The sequence below is a fragment of the Nocardia alni genome, from assembly GCF_019038435.1.
Classification (GTDB): Bacteria; Actinomycetota; Actinomycetes; order Mycobacteriales; family Mycobacteriaceae; genus Nocardia; species Nocardia alni.
In genome coordinates this window covers 1-25,689 of the sequence record NZ_JAGPOX010000138.1, presented here as the reverse complement: position 1 = coordinate 25,689, position 25,689 = coordinate 1, and the positions used below count along the sequence as shown (strand labels likewise).

Genomic DNA, 25,689 nt, shown 5'->3' with positions numbered 1-25,689 from the left:
CACCACACCCGCGCCGACCGCGCCCCCCACCACCACACCGACGACCACGCCGAGCACGACCGATCCGTACTGGTACCCCTACCCCACCACGCATCGGTCGCCGTACCAGCCGTTCACCGTGGATCCCTTCGCCCCGAACACCCTGTCGCCCTACGGCCCGCCCACCGTGCCGATGTACCCCGACCTCGGTTATCCGTCGGCCGGTACCCAGGGGGACTACTAGCCGACGGAGCCCGGAGAGGCGGGCGGGCTCAGTAATCGGTTCATGGCGAATTTCGTGCGTTCGTGCCTTAAAGTGGGGCGCTGAACGGGTTTCGGCCCCGGATCTCATGGCACCCGGGTGCACTACGAAGGGACTTCATGCGCAAGTTGACCGGCCGTCGTCGCGCGACGGTCAGAGCTTCCACCGTCGCATTCGCCTCGACCCTGTTCCTGATTCCCTTATCCGTCACCGTTCCCGCGAACGCCGGCCCGACGCCGGATCCGGTCCAGCTCACCGCCGATCAGCTGCCGCCGGCGCTCGCGCAGGCCGTGCAGCGCGATCTGAAGATGACCCCGGCGGAGTATCTCGCCCGCGCCGCCTCCGCCCAGCGACTGCGCCGGTACGCCAGCGCATTCCACGCACAGCGCCCGAAGGAATTCGCGGGCGCCTGGATGAACACGGACGGCAAACCCGTCATGGCGGTCACCTCCCTGTCGGCCGCCCGCATCGTCGCCGCCGACGGCTATCAGACCCGGTTGGCGCCGATCTCGGCCGACAACCTCCAGGGATCGCTGGCGCAGCTGACCCAGTGGATCGGCACGCTGCCGCACCAACTCTCCTCGGCGATCAACTCCGTCGCCATCGATGTACTCAACAGCCAGCTCGTGCTGACCGTCGCCAATACCGCTGCCGGACATCTGCTGAACCTGCCGACGCTGATCGCCAACGTGAAGGTGGTGCTCGCACCCAACGGCGGCGGCCCGATCGAGTACCGGCCGATGGCGGGCGACACCTACATCAGCGCACCGACCGCGCTGGACAACTCCGCGTTGAAGACAGTCGACGTGTGCTCGTTCGGATTCAACAGCGTCGACGCGCACGGCAACGCGCTCAACATCAGTGCCGGACACTGTGATCCGAATCTGGACAGCGCCGATCAGCGGGCCGGTGTGTGGGTGCCGAATCCGAAGAATCTGAAGGCCAGCCCGCAGGCGGGCTCGTTCGTCGAGGCCCACGTGGGCGACAAGAGCGGCCTGGACTATTCGGTGATCAAGCTGACCGACCGCGCGGTGAAGGCGGGCATGGACCAGCCCTCGGTGCGCGGCGCCAACAGCACCACGCTCACCATCACCGGCACCGCCGATCCGGTGACCGGCGCGCCGATCTGCAAATCGGGCCAGTCCTCCACCTTCACTTGCGGTTTCGTCGTGGCGGACCAGGTCGAGACCCAGCTGTTCACCGCCGAGGGACAGTCCAAGACGGTGCACGGATTCGCCAGTTCGGCGTGCACCCTGGGCGGCGACAGTGGCGGCGCGATCGTGACCGGGACACTGGCCCTCGGCATCACCAGCGGCTCCAACGCGGCCGACGCACCGGACTGCCGGGACGCCAACATCGACCTCGCGCAGGACGGCGGCACCGCCTCCCTGGGCATTCCGATCCGGCCGATCCTGTCCGACATCAACGCCGGTTCCGGCGGTGGGCTGGGTTCGGGTGTCGCGGTGCGGATTCGCCCGAACCGCGGATAAATACGAGATCTCGACACATTTCGCACCGATCGAATCGGTGCGAGTGATCATGTAGCGAAATAAACGACCAGTTGAGTAGGCGAACCAGTGCGAACCCCATATAGTCGGCACATGCTCCTGCCACGCATCCAATCGTCGTGCGGCGCCGCACGCAGTCCGCGTACCCGTCTCCGCAACGTCGCAGTCGCTGCCTCCGCGGCGATGCTGGTCCTAGGCCCGATGGCGGCGACGGCATCCGCGGATCCGGCCCCCGCCCCCGCGCCGAGCCTGCCGCCCCAGCTGGTCGCCGCGGTGCAGCGAGATCTGAAGATCTCTCCCCAGGAGTACCTGCGCCGGGCCGATGCGGCCCAGCAGGTGGGCACGTTCGCGACCACCGCGCAGCGGCAGTATCCGCAGTCGTTCGGCGGCGCGTGGCTGGACCGCAGCGGTAAGGGCGTGATCGCGCTGGCCCCGGGTGAGGGCCACGACGCGGCCCGCAAGGCCGCCACGACCGCCGGGTACCAGGTCAAAGAGGTCGCCAAGAGCGAGACCGAGCTGCGCGGCGAGCAGAACGCGTTCCAGCAGTGGCTCACGGGCCAGCCGAAGTCGGTATCGCAGTCCGTGCAGGGCGCGGTGATCGATACCGTCGACAACGTGCTCGCGGTGCGGGTGAACAAATCCGGCCTGCCGATGCCCGGATTCATCGACCCCTCGAAGGTGTTCGTCGCCGCCGTGCCGGCCGGGCCGGAGCAGGGCGCCGTCCACGACGTCGACAAGAAGGTCGCCGGCGTGGCGAACCAGGCCCCGATCGCCGCGGGCGACGCGTACGCCTCGACGGCGGGCAACACACAGCTGATCTGCTCGTCCGGATTCAACGGCGTCGACGGGCGCGGCCAGGTGGTCAACATCACCGCCGGTCACTGCGACCCCAACATCCCCGCCGCCGGCACCGCGGGCGCGCCGGACATGTACGAGGTGCTGCCGGGCAACGCCCTGGGCGCCAAGCTGGGCGTGTTCCAGAAGTCGGTGCTCGGCGCCGAGGACTACTCGATCGTCTCGATCAACCCCGACGCCCGCAATCGCTTCAGCAACAACCTGGTCCGTGTGCCCGGCCGTGCGCCCGTGGTGATCACCGGTGTGGCGGATCCGGTCGTGGGCGCCCCGGTGTGCAAATCGGGTACGCGCAGCGGGTTCAGCTGCGGCACGGTGAGCGCGGTCGATCAGGAGGTCCAGGTCGGCGATCACAACCTGGAGCACTCCTTCGCGGCCAACATCTGTGCCCTGCCCGGCGACAGCGGCGGCCCGATCATCTCCGGCACCAGGGCGATCGGCGTGTCCAGCGCCTCGTCCGTGGCCGACTACCCGATCTGCGAAATCCCGAACCTGATCGGCGCGGTCACCGGTAACGCTCCCCAGCTGTTCGCCCAGCCGGTGCGGGCGATCCTGAACGACAACCCGGGCCTGCGGTTGCGCACCAACTAGCCCGCCTCTCCGCGCCTCAGGCCAGACTCGTGTGCCACTCGGGTACCGGCGGCGGCCACCGGTGAGTCGGTGGGCAAGTTCGCCGGTACCCGGCAAGTTACCCACATCGTGCGAATTCAGTTGTCACGTTGACAGCGAGCAGGATGTGGGTAATTTGTCGTTGTGAGGCGGCGCAGAGGCGGCTGAGCGGCCGTTCCGCTACCCTCAGTTGTCCGGCATGCTGGGGGTATGTGTCTGGTTCTGCTGGGATGGCGGGTACATCCGGAATATCGCCTGATCGTGGCGGCGAACAGGGATGAGTACTACACCCGTGCGACCGAATCCATGCGCTGGTGGCCCGAGGTGCGCGGTCTGCTGGCGGGCCGGGATCTCGGCGCCACGGCCACGGGCAGGGCGCCGACCTCGATGCCGGGGACATGGCTTGGCGTGGCCCGCGATGAGCATCGCTTCGCGACGGTGACGAATGTGCGTGCGCCGCAGGAGAATCGCGCCGGCGCGCGCTCGCGCGGCGCTCTGCTGATGGACTTCCTGCGCGGCGTGGCAGGACCGGAGAAGTTCGTGCGCGCCACCGCGGCCGCACCGGACGACTACAACGGCTACAACCTGCTCGTGTCGGATCTGGAAACGCTGTGGTGGCACAGCAATCGCAGCGCGCTGACCCCGGTGGAACTACCCCCCGGCCTGCACGGGCTGTCCAACGGAGCCCTGCTCGGCTCGGCGAACGCGGTGGGCGACGCCATCATTCACACGGACACCGGAGCGGCGCCCTGGCCGAAGGTACGCGAGGGCCTGCGCGGGCTCGGCGCGGTGATCGCGGCCGATCCACGCGATGTCGACGGCTATTTCGCGGTCCTCGCCGACCGCACGATCGCCCCCGACGACGAACTGCCCTCGACGGGCCGAACACTGGCCGACGAGCGCGCGCTGTCCGCGCGGTTCATCGCGAGCACCCTGCATGGAACCCGATGCAGCACAGTCCTTCTGGTGCGGGAAGACGGCGGCTACGAGATCGCCGAGCGCTCGTTCACACAGCTCGGGCGGCGGGCCGGCGAGGTATCACTCACCGGCCGACTGCGCCTGCCCTCCTGAACTCCTCAGCGCGCGCTGTCCGGTCCGGCCCACTGTGTGGTGCCGTTGGGCGCCCGCACGGTGTTCCCCAGGTCGATGGCCGAGGAAGTCAGCGACGGGCCGCCGGCCGCCATGGTGCCCAGCACACCGCCGCCGATCGCGCCGACGATCAGGCCCGGCACGCACAGGATGAAGATGGCGACCACGCAGCCGATGGCCGCGCCGATCAGCGTGCCGATCGCGCCGCCGACCGCGAACGCGAGTCCGGCTTTGGTCGCGAAGTCCCTGAAGGCCCGCTGATTCTCGACCGGCGAGGCGATCGGCTGGGCCCGCAGCGGCTTACCGCCGACCGTGGCGTCCACGAGCCTGGGCGCGACCGGTTTGCTCAGGTCGACCCCGGCCGGGCGGGTCGGGGTCAGGTCCAGTTCGCGACCGTTTTCGCGCAGCACCGGGGTGACGGGGATCCGCACGCCGGAGATCCGGAAGTCCAGCGGCATCTCCATCGCGATATTCCCGGCGCGATCCTTGACGTCCACGACCTGCCGCTTGTCCTGCGGGTTCGCCCCGGGCTTGTCGACCAACTGGAATGTACCGCCCGCGAGCCTGGTGATCACGGTCTTGTCGGCCACTCTGGTGGTGTAGTCGACCTGCGGTCGAGCAGGTGCAGGATCGGCATGGGCGGTCCCCAGGGCAACGGTCATCGCGCCGATGACCACTGCCGCCGCCGCAGAGCCTCTGCGGAACGTCATTAGGTATTCCAATCCATCATCAGTTTCGGCGTGATCATAGCGGAACGGCCCACAAGGGGGCGGACACAGACAGCATTCGACCCACCCTCCAGGAGCGAGGGCGGGTCGATGCGTATGCTCTCGCGATCAGTGCTTCGGCTTCGGGGGAACCGGGGTGGCAGTCTCCGCCCACTTGGTGGAGCCGGGCTTGGCCTGCAGTGTGTTCATCAGGTCGACGCCCGCGGCGATCAGGGCCGGACCACCGAATGCGATGGTGCCGATCACGCCACCGAGGGTCGCGCCGATCGGAATTCCGGCCAGGCAGCCGACGCCGAGCAGTGGCAGGCCGAAGATGCAGCCGACGACCGCCCCGATGGCCAAGCCCACGAAACTGCCGATGCCGGTGGCCAAGCCGAACTCCGTCGCGAAATTGTTCATCGCGGCGCTGTCCTCCGTCGGCGAGGCGATCGGCTGTGCGATGATCTTCTGCTTGACCGGCTGGGCCGGGGTCGCGACCTTCTGGTTCTGCTGACCGATCGGCGCCGCGGCCTGGGCGACGACGGTCTGCTTGCTGATGTCGACGCCCTGGGGCTTCTGCGGCGTCAACTGCAGGACCCTGCCGTTGTTCTTCAGCACCGGCTGCACCGGGATCGGCACGCCGGAGATGCGGTAGTCCAGCGGCATCTCCATAGCGATATTGCCGGCGGGGTCGAGGACGTCGGCGAACTGCTGCGGCTTGTCCTTGGGGGCCAGGCCCGGCTTGTTCACCAGTTTGAAGGTCCCCCCCTTCAAGGTGGCCACCACATTGTTGTTCACATGCTGGACCGAGTAGTCGATCATGTCGGCCTTGGCCGGTGTCTGGGCCGGATCAGCGTGGGCGGTACCCAGCGCGACGGTCATCGTGCCGACAACCATCGCGGCACCCGCAGTAGCGCTGCGGAGTTTCATTCGGTTTCCAATCATCATCAGGTACTGGTAGCCGTGCGCCTCTCGACCGCGAGAGCCCACGCTTCCCTCGAGGCCGACCGGATCCGAGTGACCTCCGCGGAACCGTACCGGCCTGCGGAAACCCTCCCCGAGCGGTGTTCGATAAACGCACAGCAAATGCAGGACGTCGTGAGCCTAATCGAATAGCTCCCCAGGCGCGAGATCCATTTCCCGGCAACGGGACTAGTGCACCCACCCCGAGTATCCGAATAGCCCGTATTTCCCATTTGGCCGAGCCTTTGTACTCGAAGAATGTGTCGCATTGCCGTGAACCCGGTCACATCCGGCGCCGGACAAGCCCCGACAAGCTGGGGCGCGGCGCACCTGCCGGGAAGCCCTCGCCGCATAAGTTACCCTTGAGTAACTTACCGGCAGTTAGTATGCGTGGAACCGAGGCGGTTGCAGCCCAACCGCCCCAATGTTCGTTGAACCGAAGGAAGGTCGCGACATGAATGCCCTGACAGTGACGCTGGGCACGATCGGGGTGGCGTTCAGCCTTGTGGCTTGGGCGTCATTCGCGGGCGGCGTCGTAACGATGGTGCGCGCCATCCGGATCGGCCAGTCCGCACCCGATCGCTGGCGGCCGTTCCTGCCCCGATTCACAACCATGCTGGTCGAATTCATCGCGCACACCCGCATGAGCAAGTTCCGCACCGTCGGCTGGGCGCACTGGTTGGTGATGGTCGGCTTCCTCGCCGGATTCATCCTGTACTTCGAGGCGTACGGGCAGGTCTTCGATCCCACGTTCCACTGGCCGATCTTCGGCAACTGGCATATCTACCACTTCATGGACGAGGTGCTGGGCATCGCCACCGTGGTCGGCATCCTGGTGCTGATGGGCATCCGCCAGCTCAACCATCCGCGGGTGCCCGCGCGACTGTCGCGATTCTCCGGCTCGCAGTTCGGCCCGGCCTACATCATCGAGGCCATCGTGCTGGTCGAGGGTCTGGGCATGGTGCTGGTGAAGGCCGGGAAGATCGCCACGTACCACGAATCCACAGCGTGGACCGACTTCTTCACCATGGAGGTGGCCAAGCTGCTGCCCGCCAGCGTCGGGCTGGTCTCGGTGTTCGCCTTCATCAAGATGGTGTCCGGCAGCGCCTTCCTGCTGCTGGTCGGCCGCAATATCAACTGGGGCATCGCCTGGCACCGGTTCGCGGCGTTCTTCAACATCTACTTCAAGCGCGAGGACGACGGCGGCGTCGCCCTGGGCGCGGCCAAGCCGATGACCTCCAAGGGTCGCGCACTGCTCGATATGGAGAACATCGACCCCGACAACGACACCCTCGGTGTCGGCAACGTGGAGGACTTCTCCTGGAAGGGCTGGCTGGACTTCACCACCTGCACCGAATGCGGCCGCTGCCAATCGCAGTGCCCGGCATGGAATACCGGTAAGCCGCTGTCGCCCAAGCTGTTGATCATGTCGCTGCGCGACCACGGCCAGGCGAAGGCTCCGTACCTGCTGGCCGGTGGCCGAAAAGACATGGGCGGGGACGAGATCGGCCTGGTCGACGCCGAGGGTAAGGCCGATGAGCCGGCGCTGGCGAAGATTTCCGAGGCGGCCCGCACCGAGGCCGAGCGTCCGCTGGTCGGCGGCGAGGATGTCAACGGAATCATCGATCCCGAGGTGCTGTGGAGCTGCACCACCTGTGGTGCGTGCGTCGAGCAGTGCCCGGTGGATATCGAGCATGTCGACCACATCATCGATATGCGCCGCTATCAGGTGCTGATCGAATCGGAGTTCCCGTCCGAGCTGGCGGGCCTGTTCAAGAATCTGGAGAACAAGGGCAACCCCTGGGGCCAGAACGCCAAGGACCGGCTCAACTGGATATCCGAGCTGGACTTCGACATTCCGGTATTCGGTCAGGATGCCGAAACTTTCGAGGGTTACGAATACCTGTTCTGGGTGGGTTGCGCCGGCGCCTACGAGGACCGCGCGAAGAAGACCACCAAGGCGGTCGCCGAACTGCTCGCCACCGCGGGTGTGAAATTCATGGTGCTGGGTCAGGAAGAGACCTGCACCGGCGATTCGGCGCGGCGCGCGGGTAACGAATTCCTGTTCCAGCAGTTGGCGATGCAGAACATCGAGGTGCTGAACTCGGTGTTCGAGGGCGTCGAGAAGTCGCGCAAGAAGATCGTCGTCACCTGTGCGCACTGCTTCAACGCGCTGAACAACGAGTACCCGCAGATCGGCGGGGTGTACGAGGTCGTGCACCACACCCAGTTGCTCAACCGCCTCGTGCGCCAGAAGCAGCTGATCCCGGTCTCGCCCGTCACCGAAAAGGTCACCTACCACGACCCCTGCTATCTGGGGCGGCACAACAAGGTCTACAACGCGCCGCGCGAGCTGATGGCGGGCGCGGGCGCGACGCTGACCGAAATGCCGCGCCACGGCGAACGATCCATGTGCTGCGGCGCGGGCGGTGCGCGCATGTGGATGGAGGAGCAACTCGGCAAGCGCATCAATATCGACCGCGTCGACGAGGCGCTGTCCACCCTGGACGGCGGCAACACGCCGTCGATGATCGCCACCGGCTGCCCCTTCTGCCGCGTGATGCTCACCGACGGCGTGACCGCGCGCAAGGATTCCGGCGAGGTCGGTCAGGCCGTGGAGGTCGTCGACGTCGCGCAGCTGATGCTGAACTCGATAGACCGCGTGGAACCCGCGACCCTGTCGCAGAACCTGACCGTGGTCCAGGAGCCGAAGAAGGCCGAGCCCGAACCGGTTTCCACGCCCGAACCGGCCGCCACACCCGAACCGGCGGCCCCGGCCGCCGCAGCCGAATCGGCGACGGCCACGCCCGCCCCCGCCAAGGGACTGGCACTGAAGGGCGGCGGAAAGGCGCCGGGCGGCGGCCTGTCCATGAAGGGCGCGGCCAAAGCGCCCGGCGCCAAGGCCCCTGCCCCGGCCGAATCGGATTCGACCGCAACCGAATCGGCCCCGGCCGCCGAGACGACGGCCCCCGCCCCGGCGAAGGGTCTGGGCATGAAGGGCGGCGCGAAAGCGCCGGGCGGTAAGGGACTGGCCATGAAGGGCGCGGCGAAAGCGCCCGGCGCCAAGGCGACTCCGGCGTCGGCCACACCGGCGACTCCGGCCGAAGCGGCTTCGACCGAGGCGGCTCCGGCCGATGAGGCGGCGGCCGAGGCGCCCGCCGCACCGGCGGCCAAGCCCGGCGGCCTGTCGATGAAGGGCGCGGCCAAGGCGCCCGGCGCCAAGGGGCTCGCGATGAAGGGCGCGGCGAAGGCGCCCGGCGCCAAGGCTGCCCCTGCGGCGCCCTCGGCCGAACCCGCCGCGACCACAACGGAATCAGCGACGGCACCGGCCGCGGAATCCGCGAGCGACCCCGCGTCGGATGCGGCGCAGGCCGGATCCGAGGCCAAGCCGACCGTCGCCGCGAAGGGACTGGCCATGAAGTCCGGCTTCAAGCGTCCCGGTGCGAAGGCGCCCGGCGCGGCGAAGCCGGCCGCCGAGGCCGCCGCGGCGACACCGGATACCACCGCCGAGCCGCAAGCACCGGCGGCAGAAACCGCTTCGGCCGCCCCGGCGACCGAGGCTGCCCCGGCGGCTGCGGAGCCCGAGCCCACCGAGTCCAACGGCGACGGAACCTCGGAGCCGCCGGCCGCCAAGCCGGGCGGCCTCGGCTTCAGGTCCGGAGCAAAGGCGCCCGGTCGCAAGAGCTGACCGCTCAGCACGATCCGAGGGGTGTGTCGCCGTTCATCGGCGGCACACCCCTCGTCGTATCGAATCCTCGCGTCTCGGACACATACTCGCCGGTTCGCGCCGCGCGCGACGGCCACCGCGCGACTTGTGGTTTCGCCGCGGCCGTGGACCGACTTTCAGCGCGAGCCCGGCTTGCCGCGCCGCCGCAGGGTCCGGTCGTAGTCCTCGAAGCGCGCCTTGGCGATGATCGAGCGATCCGGCGTGCGCACCACGATCCCCTCCGGTTGGCCCGCGGCCCCCTCGTCCAGGGCGCAGCGGGTCCGCGGCATCCGCTCGGCGAGAAACTCACGCGTCGAAGCGATCTCGCGGGGCAGTTCGGCCGCGTCCAGGACGAACAACCGGGGCGTGAGCTCGACGCCGTCGCGGGCGGCGGCCTCGGCCAGTTCGGGCTCGGGCACGAACGGCTGGCCGCCCGATTCCCGCCAGGACGACAGCTCGGCCGGCGACTTGTCCAGCGTCGCTCGATAATCCCGCAGTACCACCATGTCGAACAGGCGATGCCCGACCGCGCGGTCGCCGGTGTACTGCTTGCTCGCCGCGGTGACCTTACCGCCGTAGAACTCCAGATAGTGCACGCGCACAACGTCGTCCACCGGCGTCAGCGATTCGGCGAAGGTCCGCAATCCGGCCATGATGCCCTGCGCGGGATTGCCGATCAGATCGCCCTTGGCATACAGCAGCTCCTCCCGGCTGCCCAGCAGCCAACTGCCGTCGGGCAGGCTGATGACCCGCGCGTTCGTGCCGTCGACCTTCTCGGTGCCGATGACGGATCCGGAGAATTCGGTGACGGTCTCGGTCAGCGATCCGCGCTCGCCGAGCTGGTGGTAGGTCTGGATGGACGGGTACTTGGTCGCGCTGTTGATCGCATCCAGGTCGGCCGCCCGCACATCGAAGCTCATAGATAAATCGTGCGGATCGGCAACGACTGTGTCCAACGGTTTATCCCGCGGGTGGAATCCGGATCCGCCCCGTCGACTGCGGAATTGGGGCGGATCCGGATGAGGCGGCGAGGACCGTCTGCGGTCAATCCTCGCCGCCGCCCACCGCCAGCGCTGTCGTGAGGACCACCGACAGGGGTGGGAGCTTCTGGTCGCGTTCGGGCGGGACGATCCAGTGACAGCCCTCCCGGGTCCAGCGCCCGAGGCCGGTCGGCAGCATGATCGCACTGCCGATCGTGGGTATGCCGATGTCGAGGCGGTCGAGCACGTCCATCGCCTCCGGACCGAGACGGTCGTCGGGCGTCACCACCAGGCTCCAGCGGATCTGCCGGGCCAGCATCGGCACGGACAGACCACGGTCGGTCAGCGAGCCGCGCACCCGCTCGGCCCGGACGACGGGCAGATGCACGACACCGATGCGACCGGTGATCGGTAGCATCACGAATCCACCGCGCTCGACCACCGGCAGCGCGAACTCGTGCCGGTACAACGCGACCCAATCCTCGACGGTCCTGAGCTTTTCGACGTTCACGGCGAAACCCCCTCGATCCTCTCAAGGGCGACGGTAAGCCGCCGGGACTTGCGGAGCCGGCGGAGTGGGTGAGCCCAGCTTCGCGCGGATCGCGCGTCGATATAACGTCCACTCACCAACCTTGCGCTGCCCTTTCGCTGCCTCTCCTCGGCGCGCTGGTATTTCGCTGATATCAGCTGTATTTCGGCTGTGGCCGTGGTCACTACTCACTCGTACTCTGGTGTAGGAAGTTCGTGCGGAAGGGATGACATCGTGGTCCGGCAGTGGTCAGGGAAGGAAGCCCGTGCCCTCCGCGATGCCCGGCGGATGAGTATCCGGGAGTTTGCCGCCCATCTGGGCGTGCATGAACGCTTGGTCTCGAAATGGGAGGCCGGGGGCACGCGGGTACATCCGCGCCCGGTCAACCAGGCCGCTCTGGACACATCTCTCGCCAGGTCCGACGATGTCGTGCGGGCCAGGTTCGCGGCCATGATCGATCAACCCCTGATCGATCGCCCCGCACCTGAATTCGACGCGCACGCGGAGCAGCCAGAGCACTCCACGCGCACCCAGTATTCGAGCGACGCGGAACTTTTGGCACTCGTTGACGTCGGTGCGATGAGAGGTGATGCGTTAGCAGCGATTTCGGAGAGGGATCTGATCATGGCGGCCGCCCACGAAGCCAGCGACCATGCCGGACGAGCCGAGTCCACCAATGTCGGCGCGGCGACGCTCGAACAACTCGACGCCGATATCACCCGCATCGCCAACGACTACGTCCACATACCGCCGGTACCGATGATGGTAGAGATGCTGCGCGTGCGACGACGGGTGTACCGCCTCCTGGAGGGTCACCAAAGACCCACGGACACAGCACATCTGTACCTGCTGGCCGGAACCCTGTCGGGACTACTGGCCAACGCCAGCACCGACCTGGGCTACCACGACGCCGCGGGCGAACAGGCCAGAGCCGCCTGGGCATACGCGGAATTATGCGGGCACAACGGATTACGCGCCTGGACTCGAGGCATGCAAGCACTGATCGAATACTGGTCCGAGCGGCCGCGGCGGGCGATCTTGCTGGCTCAGAGCGGTCAGCAGTACGCGCATTCGACGACCGCGAAGGTGCGGCTGCACAATATCGAAGCCCGCATATGGTCCAAGCTTGGCTCGCCAGCGGATACCGAACGCTGTATCCAGGCCGCCGAGGCCGCCCGCGTCGGCACCGTCACCGATGCCCTGCACGACGAGGTCGGCGGCGTCTTCGGCTTCGGCGAACCCAAGAGCCAGTATTACGCCGGCGCGACCTTCATCCATCTCGGACAGGCCGAGCCAGCGCTGGCAGCGACCGAACGCGCCATCGATCTCTACGCTAACGGCCCACAAGAGCTGCGTTCCTATGGCGCCGAATCGCTGGCCCGCGTGGACAACGCGGCCGCGCATCTGATCAACGGCAGCCTCGACGGCGCCGCCGAATCGGTGCGGCCGGTGCTCGAACTAGCGGAGGACAAGCGGATCTCACAGCTCGAGGAGCGGCTGACCGGGCTGCGGCACCATATCGCTCAGCCCCGGTTCCACGCCGCGATCGAGGCCCGCCGCTTGGACGAACAGATCGAGGAGTTCTGTGGAGCGACCGCCACACGAGGCATGATCCTGGTCGATCCCACGCCCTGACCATTATCACCCACGCCTTCCTCGCCACCAAAGCCCCGAGCCCTTGCCGCCATGGCGGCGTTTCTGCGGTCGGGCGATCCCAAGGCGCACTATCACGACTTGGTCACCTACCACTGAGGAGGACACCAGACTTACGGCTCAAAACTCCTTTACCGGTGGAAATAGCTATGGGCAACAAAACGTAACTCTCATGCTGGAATATCTAGAGATCGACCCGGACGTCGAGTCCTTATGCGGAAGATTTGCAGCAACCCACCCATACCAGGCAGGCGCTTCGGCCAAAAATCGACATCACCTCCACTCGAGCTTCGCTGTCAACGCCCGCCCTATAGCCTTCACGCTTATGCCGACAACCAACGGTCCCAGTCCATGCCCAATCCGAGCGGTCGTTTTCGACTGGCGCGGCACCCTTGTCTCCGAGCTCACACCTGACGGTTGGGCCCGTGAGGCGCTGCGTCGCGCCGACCGCGAGCATGACGATCACGCTGTTGCAGCCCTGCTGCAGGATATTCGGAAAGCAGCTGGTCAGCCCAATCGCCTCCAATCGCCTCGAGGCAATATCAGCGCCGACAGACATCGCGAGACCTACTACACGGTGTTCGCGGATGCAGGGCTTGACGACGAACTCGCTGATGCGCTTTTCGCTGTGGATTCCGATCCGACCTATAACGTGTTCGCTGTCGATGCGGCGGCTACCCTGACCTCTGTCATAGAGAAGGGGTGCAAGATCGGTGTTATCAGCAACATACATTTCGACATACGCCCTGTCTTCGCTCGAGCGCAGCTACTGGACTCCATCGACACATTCGTGCTCTCTAATGAACACGGTATCCAGAAACCTGACCCTGCCATATTTCGTCTCGCGCTCGACCTGCTCGGGACTCGCGCCGAGGAAACTCTGATGGTCGGAGATCGGCCCTCTCGTGATGGCGTGGCAATTGACGTCGGAATGCCCACCTTGCTCGTTCCCGCTTTGACTGATCCCCAGCAGCGTCGGCTCCATATCGTTACGAATGCCATCGGTGCGCCGAACAGGATGTCAGATTCGATGGGCGCATGATCGCCTCGCGACTATCACGCCGACTCGAGTAGATCGCGGCTGAGTTCACCAGGCGAAAGTCTCATTGCAGTCGCATCGCGCGTTCGAAAACGCCGAGCCCAGCGTCGATCGCGCTGGGCTGGGCCCGACCGTGCAGCTCTATGATCAGGTCGCGCACCGTATGATGGTTGTAGACATACTCTGGTGCGAGGCTGGCAGCGTGTTTGAGTTGGTCGACAGCGGCGGCATCATGCTTGAGTCGACAGTATGCGTGGGCGACTTCGATGTGATGCCGCGTATGACGTTCTTTCGACTGTAACCCAGCCAGGTTGATGCTGGCGTGTCGCTTCAGCGCGATATCTGGCCGATCCAGCGCGACGGCTATCTCAACCGCATGGATATCACAGTTGGTGGGACCGAACACGGTCTGGAAATCATTGCGATCCGCTCCGAGACGGTCCGCAGCCAGTTCGGCTTCGGCCAGAAACGCCCACGCTGATACCGCGTCGTTTCGGCGGGCCGAGGCCACCGCACAGCGGAGGTTCAGCGCACCCCAGAGCGAGAGCACCTGTGGGGTCGGTTCTTTCATGATCTCTTCCAGTTCGGTCAACGCAGTCTCGGCGACGGTGAACGCCTCGCCGACGGACTCTGTGTGCAGGAGGACTCCACAGCGGTCCCACGCCGACCAAGCCACCATCAGAGGCGCTCCCAATCGGGCAGCGGCTGCGGCCGAATTCTCAACGGCTGTCCACGCCAGATCGTGGTACCCGAGTTGGTTGAGGATCGTACGAGCGACATGGGATGTTTCGACCACCAGCCCGCTGACAACGTCTCGCTCGATACCCGACGCCATCAGAATCGCGGTGTTCAGCGATTCGGTCAGATCAGGTAGCTGTCGCATCACCTCGAGCAGATTCGCAGCCTGACGGCGCCTCGTGATCCGGTCGACATCGGCGCGCAAGTCGGTCAGCGAAGACTGCGGGGCTGCGGAACGCAACCCGCGGTGTCCGGACAAGCTGAGGCTGGTACGCCTGAGCGCGGTGCGTAGTGCCGGTACCGCATCGTGTCCGGTTCCCTGACTCATGTCGAATGGCTGCCCCAACAGCCATGACACTTCGACCTCCAGAACGGCGGACAAGCGGTCGATCACCGAGTGCTTGTCCAGATTGATCCGGCCGGCTTCGACTCCCCGCATCCACGACTCGGATCGCTCGACGAGACCGGCGAGGGCGGCCTGGCTCATCTTCTTCGATCGCCGTGCCCTCTGTATCCGAGCACCGACGGATGTCGCGGTGCTGATGCTTGTACCCACATGTCAAGTCTATGGAAATATTCCCGCGAAATCGTCAACTACTTGACGGTGTAGGGCTCAATGATTCGCCACCATCATGAAGTACACGAGAGATCGCCCTATTGATCTTAATCTTCGAGATTGCGATATGGTCACGGTAGGTATAGGCAAGTTTGCCGTACATCAGATCGCCCGGGCGTTACATTCGATCGAGGGGGCAATGGATGTAAAACCAAAAACTACGGCTCTTGGTGGGCATATCTGCAACAAACCTCAGTACGAACCGGCGTAGTGCGTCCCAGAGTTACGAACCTCCCGGCTTCGCGCGCGCCGAGGCTCGACAGACGCATTCTGCATGCACTGGCTATCCATTGAGTAAAGGATAAGAAAATTCAACTTAAAGTAACCCTGCGACACTGAGCCGCCGGTGCCGAAGAGCGGTGGACTGCTCTGAAGTTCAGGCTATACGGTACACATACATATAGTGCGACCGCCACTTTTGCACTATTCATGAGCGTTCGCCATTCTGGCCACAGCGTTTCGCCGTCGCGCCTTGCCGCACGGATGCAGTATGGCACACCGGGTATCCGCCACGTGCCATTTCTGCACGATAGCCCCCGAGTGGCGCAGCCATCTCCGAAATCGATTCAATTACTATCTTTCAGAAAGAGCTGATCATCATGTTTTCGCAAGAAGATCGTCACAGCCCGAAACCTGTCGAGGGCCGGACGGCGAGCAATCGGCGAGGTTGGTTCAAGAGCAGCTTCAGCGGTGCTGGCAGTGGCGGTTGCGTGCAGGTGCGTTTCGCGAACGGCGAAGCGCGGGTGCGCGACAGCAAAGACCTGCAAGGGCCGGTGCTGGTGTTCAACCGAAGTGAGTGGGAGGCGTTCGAACTGGGGGTCTTCCATGGTGAGTTCACCTTCCCCATAGGTGAATAGTCGAGCAGTGGACGTGCAGTTGCACACGACCGATGTGCTGACCCTCTTTTGCCCGTGCCGCCGCTGTGGCCGAGTGCTCTACGACACTCTGCGGATCGCGGTATCGTGATGTGGTGCGGACCTCGGGGCCGGGCGACGAGAAGGATCCAAGCACACACGGAACAACCTTGTCGCGCTTGTCAGGTAGTGCTGGTGAAGTAGTACAGGCGCGGGATATTCGCGGCGGCATCCACTTTCACCCCACGACCGAGCGGCCATACCTGATACCTCAACAGCTCCCGGGGAACGTGCGTGGGTTCATCGACCGCGTCGATGAACTCGAGCAACTCGACGCAACTCTGGCACCGGATAGCGGCGCGTCGGTCGTGGTGATCGCGGGCACGGCCGGGGTGGGCAAGACCGCATTGATTCTGCACTGGGCGCATCAACATCGCGCTCTCTTTCCCGGTGGCCAGTTGTATGTCAGCTTGCGCGGCTACGACCCGGGCGATCCGGTGCACCCGATGGCCGCACTCGAGCGGTTCTTGGCCGCCCTTGGTGTGATGCCCGGAGCGATGCCAGCAGAGTTGGAGGCGCGCGCTGGCATGTACCGCTCGCTACTGGCCGAGCGCCGGGTGCTCGTGGTGCTGGACAACGCGGCAACAGTCGGCCAGGTACGACCGCTGTTGCCCGGTTCCGAGGACTGCTTGGTACTGGTCAGCTCGCGTAGCCGCCTGTCCGGGCTGGTCGCCCGGGACGGGGCGCAACGGGTCGTGCTGACTGTGCTCCCGGAGCCCGAGGCCATCGCCCTGGTGCGGACCACCGCGGCCGGCTATCGCATGCCCGATCAGGAAGAACAAATCGCAGAGCTGGCCCGGTTGTGTGGCCGACTGCCTCTCGCACTGCGCATCGCGGCCGAGCGCGCCGCCGCCCGCCCCCACATGCCACTAGCCTCGCTGATCCAGGATCTCCGCGACGAATCCTCACTGTGGGACGCGCTGTCCTCCGAGGACGCCGAAGAAGCCGACGGGGTTCGCACAGTCTTCGCATGGTCCTACCGGGCGCTGCCCACAGCCCCGGCACGCCTGTTCAGGTTGCTCGGAGTACATCCTGGGTCCGAGTTCAGCACTCAGGCTGTCGCGGCGCTTGCCGACCAGTCCGTGACCGAGGCCCGGCGGCTGTTGGACGTGCTGTATGGGGCGTACGTGATCGAGCAGACCGGTCCCGACCGCTACCAGTTCCACGATCTGCTGCGCGCCTATGCAAGCGACCAGGCAGCCCAGCACGAGGATGCGGCGCACCGCCAAGCGGCACTTCAGCGTGTCTGCACCTGGTACCTGCACACTCTGCACGCCGCGACCGCCGTGTTGAACCTGGGAGGCGATCTGAACCTGACGCCCAGCAGTAGCCCACCGACAGCACCGCAAGACTTTTCCGACCCAGCATTCGCCATGACATGGATCGATGCCGAGACCGACAACCTGATCGCCTCTGCCCGCTCAGCTATGGCTGGGGGCTTGGATACACTCGCTTGGCAGACGCTCACGCTGCTGCGCCGCCCATACACCGTGCGTCATCCGGTCGATGACTGGTCGGTACTCGGCGAGCAAGCTCTGGCCGCTGCCCAGCGCGCCGGCGACCCGGTCGGTCAGATTGCCGCGCTGGTCGGACTGGGAATCAATCACCGACTAGCCCAGCAACTCGATACGGCGGTGGATTGCCACCGTCGGGCACTGCTGATCGAAAACACCGACCCGCGGACCGATATGCTCCGGCGCAATCCTCTGGGCCTGGCTCTGATACGCACCCGCCAGTTCGATGCGGCACGCGAGGTCTTCGAGCAGGTATTGACCAGCGCTCGCCAGGCGCAAGACCCTTTCTGGGCGGTCGCGGCACTGGGCAACCTGGCTGAAACATATTGCGATGCAGGAGATCTCGAGCAGGCTGACGCTCGAATCACGGAGGCATTCGCCTGCATGCCGCAGGACTACCCTCCTGACACACGGGCTGAATGGCTCCACAACCAGGCGGCAATCCACCGCGAACGCGGGCGCACAGCCGAGGCAGAAGACGCGATCGCCCAAGCCCTCACCATCATCAGAGGAACGGACCTGCTGATGGAGGGGTACCTCGAAAACGAACATGGCCGTATCCTCTTGGCCGCCGATCGACCAGGCCAAGCACTCGAAGCCCTCGCTCACGCCGCCTCTATCCACCGCCGCACCGGCACCCGCAACCGTGAAGCACAAGCCTTGGACACGACCGGCCTTGCTTACCAAATGCTCAACATGCCGGACGAAGCGAGGAAGTTCCACCGCCAAGCCGCAACCATTCACCACGACCTGCGCGACAACTGGAACCACGCACTCGCGTTGACCCACCTTGCCGACGCACTCGACAGCATCGGCGAAAACAACCAAGCCCGCCACTTCCGCACCGAAGCATTGAACCTGATTCCGGCATACAACGACCTGCGCGCCATAGAGCTACGACAGCAGCTAGCCCGCGCGGTTCACGATCCGGACACATAGTCGAGATACGTGCACTTCTCATCGCCGCGGTCTGGCCCTGGTAGTCGGCCGTGACGTGCGACCGCTGTGAAATTCGGTTGCTGGCGGGTGGCACCATGGGACGGGTGAGTCCTACCAGCCAGTCACCTCAGCGCCCGCGTGCCCTGGAGCAGTCGACCAAGCTCCAGAATGTTCTGTACGAGATCCGGGGGCCGGTACACGCGCATGCGGCGCGGCTGGAGTCCGAGGGGCATCGGATTTTGAAGCTCAATATCGGCAATCCGGCGCCGTTCGGTTTCGACGCGCCCGATGTGATCATGCGCGACATGATCGCGGCGCTGCCGGTCGCGCAGGGCTATTCCGAATCCAAGGGCATCCTGTCCGCGCGCCGCGCGATCGTGACCCGCTACGAGCTGGTGACCGGGTTCCCGGAGTTCGACGTCGACGACGTCTACCTGGGCAACGGCGTCTCCGAACTGATCACCATGACCATGCAGGCGCTGCTGAACAACGGCGACGAGGTGCTGATCCCGGCCCCGGACTATCCGCTGTGGACCGCGATGACCAGTCTGGCCGGCGGCACGCCCGTGCATTATCTCTGCGACGAGTCCAACGGCTGGCAACCCGATATCGCCGATATCGAATCCAAGATCACCGACCGGACCAAGGCGTTGCTGGTGATCAACCCGAACAACCCGACCGGCGCGGTCTATTCGGCCGAGGTGCTCCAGCAGCTGGCGGATCTGGCCCGCAAGCATCAGTTGCTGCTGCTGGCCGATGAGATCTACGACAAGATCCTGTACGACGACGCCAAGCACATCTCGCTGGCGACGCTGGCGCCCGACCTGCTGTGTTTGACCTTCAACGGCCTGTCCAAGGCCTACCGGGTGGCCGGGTACCGCTCCGGCTGGTTGGTGATCACCGGCCCGAAGGAGCATGCGGAGGGCTTCCTGGAGGGCGTCGACCTGCTGGCCTCCACCCGGCTGTGCCCGAATGTGCCCGCGCAGCACGCGATCCAGGTGGCCCTGGGCGGTCACCAGAGCATCGAGGATCTTATTCTGCCGGGCGGGCGACTGCTGGAGCAGCGGGACGTGGCGTGGCAGAAGCTGAACGAGATTCCGGGGGTTTCCTGCGTGCAGCCCAAGGGGGCGCTGTACGCGTTCCCGCGGCTCGATCCCGAGGTGCACGAGATCCGCGACGACGCGAAACTGGTGCTGGACCTGCTGCTGCAGGAGAAGATCCTGATGGTGCAGGGCACCGGTTTCAACTGGCCGCACCACGACCACCTGCGGATCGTGACGCTGCCGTGGGCGCGCGATCTGGCGGTGGCGATCGAGCGCTTCGGCAACTTCCTGGCCAGCTACCGGCAGTGACCCGCCACGCCGTGAAACAAACCATAAGTACGAAAATTGAGGTTTTTGAAGACTTAACTAGCGCAAAGATCGCCGGTTTGTGTACAGTGGTTTTTGGCACCGAAAGTGCCCCGGCCGAGCCGCCTACCCCCCTGGGTTCGCTCGGCCCTGGATTCAGCCGCCTACCCCCCTGGGTCGCTGGATCCCGCGGGCGGCGGAGACATCCCCCTGCTCTCCGCCGCCCCCTCTAACTTTTCCGGAATCGGCTTCTGCGCGTATTCGGTTGCCTCGAAATAACTTTCGATTTCCGGCCTGCGCGAATATGTTTCGCTGCCAGGGTTCTCGCAGGCGAAATCACCTAAGCTCGGCCCGGTGACCGACCACCACCATCACCACGATCACTCCGGTCCGATCGCGATCGGCGCCACCGCGGCACGCGTCGTCGTCGGGCTGCTGACCGGCTTCGGCGTGCTCGTCGTGATCGGTGCGGTGCTGCTGTGGCCGAGTCACCAGCACATCGATATCCCACTGCCGATGCAGAACGGCGGCGGCGGCGCGGTGCAAACCCAGGCCGGGACCGTGACCATGCAGGACACCGGCCCCTGCGGCAGCCCGTCCAACGGCAAGACCTTCGACGACACCCCCCAGCCGCCGCCCAACAACACCTATTCCTGCGCGCGCAGCCTGGTCTCCATCGAATCCGGGCCGGCCAAGGGCAAACACACCCTGCTCGAGATCGCTCCCGGACCGGGACAACCCTCGTTACGCACCGGCGACCACATCCGGATGGAGGTGCAGAACGACCCGTCGGGTCAGCCAGCCTATTCGTTCGAGGATTTTTCGCGCGGCTTTCCGCTGCTGCTGCTCGTGGGGATCTTCGTGGTGGTGGTCACCGTGGTGGCGCGATGGCGCGGACTGCGGGCGGTGCTCGGGCTGGTGTTCGCCTTCGCGGTACTGGTGGAGTTCATGCTGCCCGCCCTGCTCGAGGGCAAACCGGCGCTGCCGGTGGCCGTGGTCGCGGGGGCGCTGATCCTGTACGCGGTGCTGTACCTGGCGCACGGGGTGAATCTGCGCACCAGTTCCGCGCTGCTGGGCACGCTCAGCGCGATGCTGCTGGCGACCGCGCTGTCCTGGGCGGCGTTGAAGATCACGCACGTCACCGGCCTGTCCCAGGAGGACAACACCAACGTCCAGACCTACGTGCAGCATGTCAGCATCACCGGGCTGCTGCTGGCGGGGTTCATCATCGGCTCGCTCGGTGTGCTCAACGACGTCACCATCACCCAGGCCTCGGCGGCGTTCGAACTCGCGGCGATCGACGAGAAGGCCACGCGCCGCGAGGTTTTCGGCTCCGCCATGCGCGTGGGCCGGGACCATATCGCCAGTACGGTGTACACGCTGGTGCTGGCCTACGCCGGCGGGGCGCTGCCGCTGCTGCTGCTGTTCTCGGTGGCCGGGCGTCCGCTGACCGATGTGATCACCTCCGACGCGGTGGCCATCGAGATCGCGCGGTCGGCCGTCGGCGGCATCTGCCTGGCGCTGTCGGTACCGCTGACCACCGCGATCGCGGTGCTGCTCGCGCGGCCGTTCTCACTGCGCTCGGAGCCGGAACCCGCGCCGGTGCGGCGCCGGGCCCGGCCTGCCGAGGCCGGTGCGTCAGAGCGGCATTCGCGTCGCGCACCCGGTACGGGCGCCCAGCGGCGGACAACGGACAAGCATCGGCAGCCCAGGGACAATCCGGAAGCTCCGGACGACGACGCGGACGACGATTATCTGAACAGTCTCTCGCAGCGGGAGTACCGGCCGCGCCGACCCGGTCAGGGTAGACCTCCGGACCGGGAGGGGCATGGATCCGCGGACCGGCAGACGGGCGGGCGTCGTCGTCCGACCGACCCACCCGTCACCCGGACCGCCGCCGAACCACCGCGCCGAAATCGGTTGCTCGATCAGATCCCACCGGGCCACCGGTCCGCGGGATCACCGGAGCCCGCCGACCCCCGGCCCCCGAGTCGCCGGCCGGACACCGGGCCCGCCGTCACCGGCGGCTTCGGCCCCCGGGGACAGGACACCGGCGGGAACCCGGGCGCCGAGTGGTTCTCCCAGGCTCCGCCGAGCCGTCATTCCGCCGATCCGCCCAGCCGCCTCACCGGCGGACCCCCCGCGCCGGATACCGGCGACGCCTTCGAGGACCGCTGGGCCGGGCAACCCCGTCCGGGTCGTCACGCGGGGGCGGACTATCCGGACCCGTACGGTCGGGACAACTCCGGCGCCGGATATGAGGAGCCCACCCAGCGGCAGTACCGCAACGAGGGCCCCCGCCGCTCACCCCGTCCCGACGATCCCACCAATACCTCCGGGCGCAGGTACCGCAGAGACCGGCCGGACAACGACTACGACGAATAGGGGCCGCGGTCACACACCGGGATGACCGCGGCTACCTCGCCGGGAACCCCGGCAGCAGCGGAGGCAAGGTCGGCACCACGATCCCCGGAAGACCCGGGACGACGACGATGGTGTTCGGGCCCTGCGGCGCGGAGGGCTTCGCCACGGTGTGACGCTGATAGGGCGGCGGGGCGGGAACCGAGGCGTTGGTCGAGTCGACGGGCGGGGTGGTGAGCGTCGGGACCGGCACGACCGGGGAGGACACGGTCCGCGGCGCGGTCGTCGGGGTGGCCTTGGTGCTCTGCGAATCACCCTGCAGCACTTGCGGACCCCAGCCCAGGGCCAGGCCCAGCGCGGCCACCACGACCAGTGCGCCGACCGCGACGCCCGCGACGCTCAGTTCACGCCTGCTCCCGAATGCCAGCTCCCGCCCGCCGGCCTCCGCCGGTTCCAGCGCATCGGAGGACCTGCGCGAATGCCGCCCGCCACTCTTGCCGCCCGCACCCAACCGGGAGCGGACGCCCGCGGACGCGCGCCGGCGGCGGCGCCGCGCGACGGATCCGTCCGGCTGGATCGTCGGCAGCACCTCGGTCTTGGCGTCAAGGGACACCGGCGTCGGCGCGTTCGACCGGGACGGCCGGGCCAGCAGCGCCGCACCGCGCGCGACCACGGTTTCGGGCTGCGCGGGAACCACCACCGGCACACCGATCCAGCGTTCCGTCACGGTGGCCACCAACGGGATCCGCGCACAGCCGCCGATCGCGACGACCGCCTGCACGGCCCGCTCCGAGCGCATGATCACATCGCGGGTCATCCGGGCCGAGGATTCGATGCCCAGCATGATCAGCGCGTCCAGATTCTCCTGCGTCAGCAGCACCAGCCCGTACTCCGAGGGCAACGCGACCGCGGTGCTCGTGGTCAGCTGCTCCTTGGCCGAACGGCACAGCTGATCGAGCACGGCCAGGCCCTGCGGATCGGAGGGGTGGGCGATGCGACCGGAGGCTATCTGCTGTTCGCGGATCAGCAGATCCAGGTAGTCGCCGCCGATATCGCTGGTCCGCTCGCTGTAATGTACCTTGCGGGTGGCGACGTCCACGACGCTGACCGACAGGCCCGCGCTGCCCAGGTCGTAGAGCGCGATGGTGGTCTTGCCCCGCAGCTCACCGCAGGCCTGCAGGAATTCCACCGCCGCGGACGCCTCGGGCACGAGTTCGTAATTGGTGATCTGGCGGCGCGCCAAGGCCGCGCGCACCGCATGGGCGTGCGAATCGTTGCGGTAGGCGATCGTGGTGGCGGCGACGTCGGGGGTGAGCGCGGCGCCGATCGCGTCGCCGACGACATCCTCCACGCGCTGCTCACCCACCGCGGTGGTCTGCAGATCGAAATGGTCGGCGGCGAAATGCTCGGCGGAATTACCGGCGTGCGGACGTGCGACGCGAATCGCACCCGCCCCCACCGAAATTCCCAGTACCGAACTCATCAGCCGCCCATCTCGTCTCACACTCCGCGACATACGCGCGAGTGCTACTCACCGCAGCCACACACCGTGCCAGTCGATGCACACGTGTCACGGCCTGATGTCCGGGTGCGGGCCACTGTACCGCCGCAGGTCCCACCGACACCCTACGGCGTGCCGAGCCCCGCGTACACCCACCCGCCCCGGCGCCATCTGGCGCGTTCGAGACAGTTGCGGCCGTCGATGATCGAGCGGGTGCGGACCACCGGATTCAGGTCTTCCGGACCCAGCGCGGTGAACTCGTCCCATTCGGTCAGCACCAGCACCACGTCGGCGCGATCACAGGCCTCGGCGACGGAGGTGGCGTAGTTGAGCGTCGGGAACACCCGGCGCGAATTGTCCACTGCCTTGGGGTCGTAGACCGTCACCACCGCGCCGTGCAGCTGGATCATCCCGGCCACGTTGAGCGCGGGAGAATCGCGCACATCGTCGGATTCCGGCTTGAACGCCGCGCCCAGCACGGCCACGTTCGCCCCCAGCAGCGATCCGCCGACCGCGCGTGCGGCCATGTCCACGACCTTGGTCCGGCGGCGCATGTTGATGTTGTCGACCTCGCGCAGGAAGGCCACCGCGTGGTCGGCGCCCAGTTCGCCCGAGCGGGCCATGAACGCGCGGATGTCCTTGGGCAGGCAGCCACCGCCGAATCCCAGGCCCGCGTTGAGGAATCGGCGGCCGATGCGGGCGTCGTAGCCCAGCGCGTCGGCCAGCACGGTGACGTCGGCGCCGGTCGCCTCGCACACCTCCGAAACCGCGTTGATGAACGAGATCTTGGTCGCCAGAAAGGCATTCGCGGATACCTTCACCAATTCCGCGGTGGCCAGATCGGTCAGCAGGAACGGTATCTCGGCGGCCAGCAGCTCGGCGTAGATCTCGCGGACCTGCTCGGCCACCCAGTCGGCCCGCTCGCGGGCGCCGTCCACGCCCAGCACCAGCCGGTCCGGCCGCAACGTGTCCTTCACCGCGAAGCCCTCGCGCAGGAATTCCGGATTCCACGCCACCTCCACGTCCACCGACGCCGCCGCCCGGGCCCGGACGCCCAGATCCCGCGCGGTGCCGACCGGAACGGTGGATTTGCCGATGATCACCGAGGGACGCTCCAGCAGCGGGGCGAGCGAATCGACCACGGCGTGCACGTATTTCAGGTCCGCGGCGTACTCCCCCTTCTTCTGCGGGGTGCCGACGCCCAGGAAGTGCACGTCGGCGTGCGCGGCCGCCTCGGGATACGAGGTGGTGAAGCGCAACCTCCCCGCATCCAGATTGCGGCGCAGCACCGGTTCGAGCCCGGGTTCGAAGAACGGCGTCACCCCGTCGGACAACTTGGCGACCTTGCCAGGATCGACATCGACCCCGACAACATCGTGCCCGAGCTCGGCCATACACGCGGCGTGCGTGGCCCCCAGATAACCAGTCCCGAAAACCGTGAGACGCATAACCCATTGGTAAGTGTCTGCTATGACCGTGCCGCATCTCCGAGGCAAGACTCCGGGCAACATCAGGTGTACATCCAGCGGCTGGCTACCATCGGCGCATGTGCCCAGGCCCCGTACTCTTGTGACCGAAGTGAACCGCGCCGGATCCCGAGCCGATCCGGATACCGACGAGGTGGGGTCGTGACAGGTGCTGCGGCGAAGAGGCGGTGGCGCAAAGGCGGACTCGCGGGTATCGCCGTTCTTGTCGTCGTCGCCGCCGTGGTAGCGACGTTGTGGCCGGTGTACGTGCGGCCGCGGGTCGATGCGCCGGTGCGAGCCGACGCCATCCTCGTGCTCGGCGGGGCGCACGACGGGCGGGAGGAGATGGGGTTGCGGCTGGCCAGGGAGGGGTACGCGCCGCTGGTGGTGTTCTCGGATCCGTACGAGTACAGCC

General features: G+C 66.5%; 16 protein-coding genes and 3 pseudogenes. 12 read left to right on the top strand and 7 right to left on the bottom strand.

From position 1 onward, the window contains the following. The 4 genes and pseudogenes from JZ791_RS35595 to JZ791_RS35580 all read left to right on the top strand — a co-directional run. Positions 1–223: pseudogene (locus JZ791_RS35595) on the top strand (hypothetical protein); the annotation flags it as partial. A 137-nt stretch (positions 224–360) separates the two neighbouring features. Further along, positions 361–1,731 carry a S1 family peptidase gene (locus tag JZ791_RS35590; protein ID WP_216900947.1) on the top strand — a complete coding sequence of 457 codons (1,371 nt, stop codon included), beginning with the start codon at positions 361–363 and terminating at the stop codon, positions 1,729–1,731. A gap of 111 nt (positions 1,732–1,842) precedes the next feature. After that, a complete protein-coding gene (locus tag JZ791_RS35585) occupies positions 1,843–3,192 on the top strand; it encodes a S1 family peptidase (RefSeq protein ID WP_216900945.1) in 1,350 nt (449 codons plus the stop codon). A gap of 228 nt (positions 3,193–3,420) precedes the next feature. Beyond that, positions 3,421–4,281, top strand: coding sequence for an NRDE family protein (locus JZ791_RS35580; protein ID WP_216900943.1), 861 nt, complete (start codon positions 3,421–3,423; stop codon positions 4,279–4,281). A 5-nt stretch (positions 4,282–4,286) separates the two neighbouring features. On the opposite strand, the gene JZ791_RS35575 is transcribed toward JZ791_RS35580, so the two are convergent. Both JZ791_RS35575 and JZ791_RS35570 read right to left on the bottom strand, forming a co-directional pair. Further along, on the bottom strand, positions 4,287–5,009 hold the full coding sequence (locus tag JZ791_RS35575) for a DUF8020 domain-containing protein (RefSeq protein ID WP_254206881.1): 723 nt from the start codon (positions 5,007–5,009) through the stop codon (positions 4,287–4,289). Between the two features lie 126 nt (positions 5,010–5,135). Further along, positions 5,136–5,903: a DUF8020 domain-containing protein gene (locus JZ791_RS35570; protein ID WP_216900941.1), complete on the bottom strand. Its 768-nt coding sequence runs from the start codon at positions 5,901–5,903 to the stop codon at positions 5,136–5,138. Between the two features lie 520 nt (positions 5,904–6,423). Here JZ791_RS35570 and JZ791_RS35565 point away from each other — a divergent pair. After that, positions 6,424–9,657 (top strand): (Fe-S)-binding protein, encoded by a 3,234-nt coding sequence (locus JZ791_RS35565; protein ID WP_216900939.1) that lies wholly within the window; start codon positions 6,424–6,426, stop codon positions 9,655–9,657. Between the two features lie 155 nt (positions 9,658–9,812). Here the strand turns inward: JZ791_RS35565 and JZ791_RS35560 are convergent, their stop codons facing one another. Together JZ791_RS35560 and JZ791_RS35555 are read right to left on the bottom strand one after the other, a co-directional pair. Continuing rightward, positions 9,813–10,595 carry an RNA ligase family protein gene (locus JZ791_RS35560; RefSeq protein WP_216900937.1) on the bottom strand — a complete coding sequence of 261 codons (783 nt, stop codon included), beginning with the start codon at positions 10,593–10,595 and terminating at the stop codon, positions 9,813–9,815. A 124-nt stretch (positions 10,596–10,719) separates the two neighbouring features. After that, positions 10,720–11,166: a hypothetical protein gene (locus tag JZ791_RS35555; protein ID WP_216900935.1), complete on the bottom strand. Its 447-nt coding sequence runs from the start codon at positions 11,164–11,166 to the stop codon at positions 10,720–10,722. A gap of 306 nt (positions 11,167–11,472) precedes the next feature. On the opposite strand from JZ791_RS35555, the gene JZ791_RS35550 reads away from it, so the two are divergent. Both JZ791_RS35550 and JZ791_RS35545 read left to right on the top strand, forming a co-directional pair. Then, on the top strand, positions 11,473–12,819 hold the full coding sequence (locus JZ791_RS35550) for a helix-turn-helix domain-containing protein (protein WP_216900933.1): 1,347 nt from the start codon (positions 11,473–11,475) through the stop codon (positions 12,817–12,819). A 190-nt stretch (positions 12,820–13,009) separates the two neighbouring features. Beyond that, on the top strand, positions 13,010–13,879 hold the full coding sequence (locus JZ791_RS35545) for an HAD family hydrolase (protein WP_216900930.1): 870 nt from the start codon (positions 13,010–13,012) through the stop codon (positions 13,877–13,879). 61 nt (positions 13,880–13,940) lie between these two features. Here the strand turns inward: JZ791_RS35545 and JZ791_RS35540 are convergent, their stop codons facing one another. Next, positions 13,941–15,170, bottom strand: coding sequence for a helix-turn-helix domain-containing protein (locus JZ791_RS35540; protein WP_216900928.1), 1,230 nt, complete (start codon positions 15,168–15,170; stop codon positions 13,941–13,943). A 659-nt stretch (positions 15,171–15,829) separates the two neighbouring features. Here JZ791_RS35540 and JZ791_RS35535 point away from each other — a divergent pair. The 4 genes and pseudogenes from JZ791_RS35535 to JZ791_RS45540 form a co-directional block, all read left to right on the top strand. Next, positions 15,830–16,087, top strand: coding sequence for a DUF397 domain-containing protein (locus JZ791_RS35535; protein WP_216900927.1), 258 nt, complete (start codon positions 15,830–15,832; stop codon positions 16,085–16,087). 113 nt (positions 16,088–16,200) lie between these two features. Further along, a complete protein-coding gene (locus JZ791_RS35530; RefSeq protein ID WP_216900925.1) occupies positions 16,201–18,597 on the top strand; it encodes an ATP-binding protein in 2,397 nt (798 codons plus the stop codon). A 95-nt stretch (positions 18,598–18,692) separates the two neighbouring features. Next, a complete protein-coding gene (locus JZ791_RS35525; protein WP_216900923.1) occupies positions 18,693–19,949 on the top strand; it encodes a pyridoxal phosphate-dependent aminotransferase in 1,257 nt (418 codons plus the stop codon). Between the two features lie 351 nt (positions 19,950–20,300). After that, positions 20,301–21,566, top strand: a pseudogene (locus tag JZ791_RS45540) (YibE/F family protein); the annotation flags it as partial. A gap of 796 nt (positions 21,567–22,362) precedes the next feature. Here the strand turns inward: JZ791_RS45540 and JZ791_RS35515 are convergent. Beyond that, positions 22,363–23,790: a DUF7159 family protein gene (locus tag JZ791_RS35515; RefSeq protein WP_216900919.1), complete on the bottom strand. Its 1,428-nt coding sequence runs from the start codon at positions 23,788–23,790 to the stop codon at positions 22,363–22,365. Between the two features lie 143 nt (positions 23,791–23,933). Then, the gene (locus JZ791_RS35510) at positions 23,934–25,256 is read right to left on the bottom strand and encodes a UDP-glucose dehydrogenase family protein (RefSeq protein ID WP_216900917.1); all 1,323 of its coding nucleotides are present in this window, start codon (positions 25,254–25,256) and stop codon (positions 23,934–23,936) included. A gap of 180 nt (positions 25,257–25,436) precedes the next feature. Here JZ791_RS35510 and JZ791_RS35505 point away from each other — a divergent pair. Continuing rightward, positions 25,437–25,689, top strand: a pseudogene (locus tag JZ791_RS35505) (YdcF family protein); the annotation flags it as partial.

Excerpts from the sequence above, each read along its gene's own strand:
- JZ791_RS35590 (WP_216900947.1), top strand. The coding sequence starts at position 361 with ATGCGCAAGTTGACCGGCCGTCGTCGCGCGACGGTCAGAGCTTCCACC.
- JZ791_RS35585 (WP_216900945.1), top strand. The coding sequence starts at position 1,843 with ATGCTCCTGCCACGCATCCAATCGTCGTGCGGCGCCGCACGCAGTCCG.
- JZ791_RS35580 (WP_216900943.1), top strand. The coding sequence starts at position 3,421 with ATGTGTCTGGTTCTGCTGGGATGGCGGGTACATCCGGAATATCGCCTG.
- JZ791_RS35575 (WP_254206881.1), bottom strand. The coding sequence starts at position 5,009 with ATGACGTTCCGCAGAGGCTCTGCGGCGGCGGCAGTGGTCATCGGCGCG.
- JZ791_RS35570 (WP_216900941.1), bottom strand. The coding sequence starts at position 5,903 with ATGGTTGTCGGCACGATGACCGTCGCGCTGGGTACCGCCCACGCTGAT.
- JZ791_RS35565 (WP_216900939.1), top strand. The coding sequence starts at position 6,424 with ATGAATGCCCTGACAGTGACGCTGGGCACGATCGGGGTGGCGTTCAGC.
- JZ791_RS35560 (WP_216900937.1), bottom strand. The coding sequence starts at position 10,595 with ATGAGCTTCGATGTGCGGGCGGCCGACCTGGATGCGATCAACAGCGCG.
- JZ791_RS35550 (WP_216900933.1), top strand. The coding sequence starts at position 11,473 with ATGAGTATCCGGGAGTTTGCCGCCCATCTGGGCGTGCATGAACGCTTG.
- JZ791_RS35545 (WP_216900930.1), top strand. The coding sequence starts at position 13,010 with ATGCTGGAATATCTAGAGATCGACCCGGACGTCGAGTCCTTATGCGGA.
- JZ791_RS35535 (WP_216900927.1), top strand. The coding sequence starts at position 15,830 with ATGTTTTCGCAAGAAGATCGTCACAGCCCGAAACCTGTCGAGGGCCGG.
- JZ791_RS35525 (WP_216900923.1), top strand. The coding sequence starts at position 18,693 with ATGGGACGGGTGAGTCCTACCAGCCAGTCACCTCAGCGCCCGCGTGCC.
- JZ791_RS35515 (WP_216900919.1), bottom strand. The coding sequence starts at position 23,790 with ATGAGTTCGGTACTGGGAATTTCGGTGGGGGCGGGTGCGATTCGCGTC.
- JZ791_RS35510 (WP_216900917.1), bottom strand. The coding sequence starts at position 25,256 with ATGCGTCTCACGGTTTTCGGGACTGGTTATCTGGGGGCCACGCACGCC.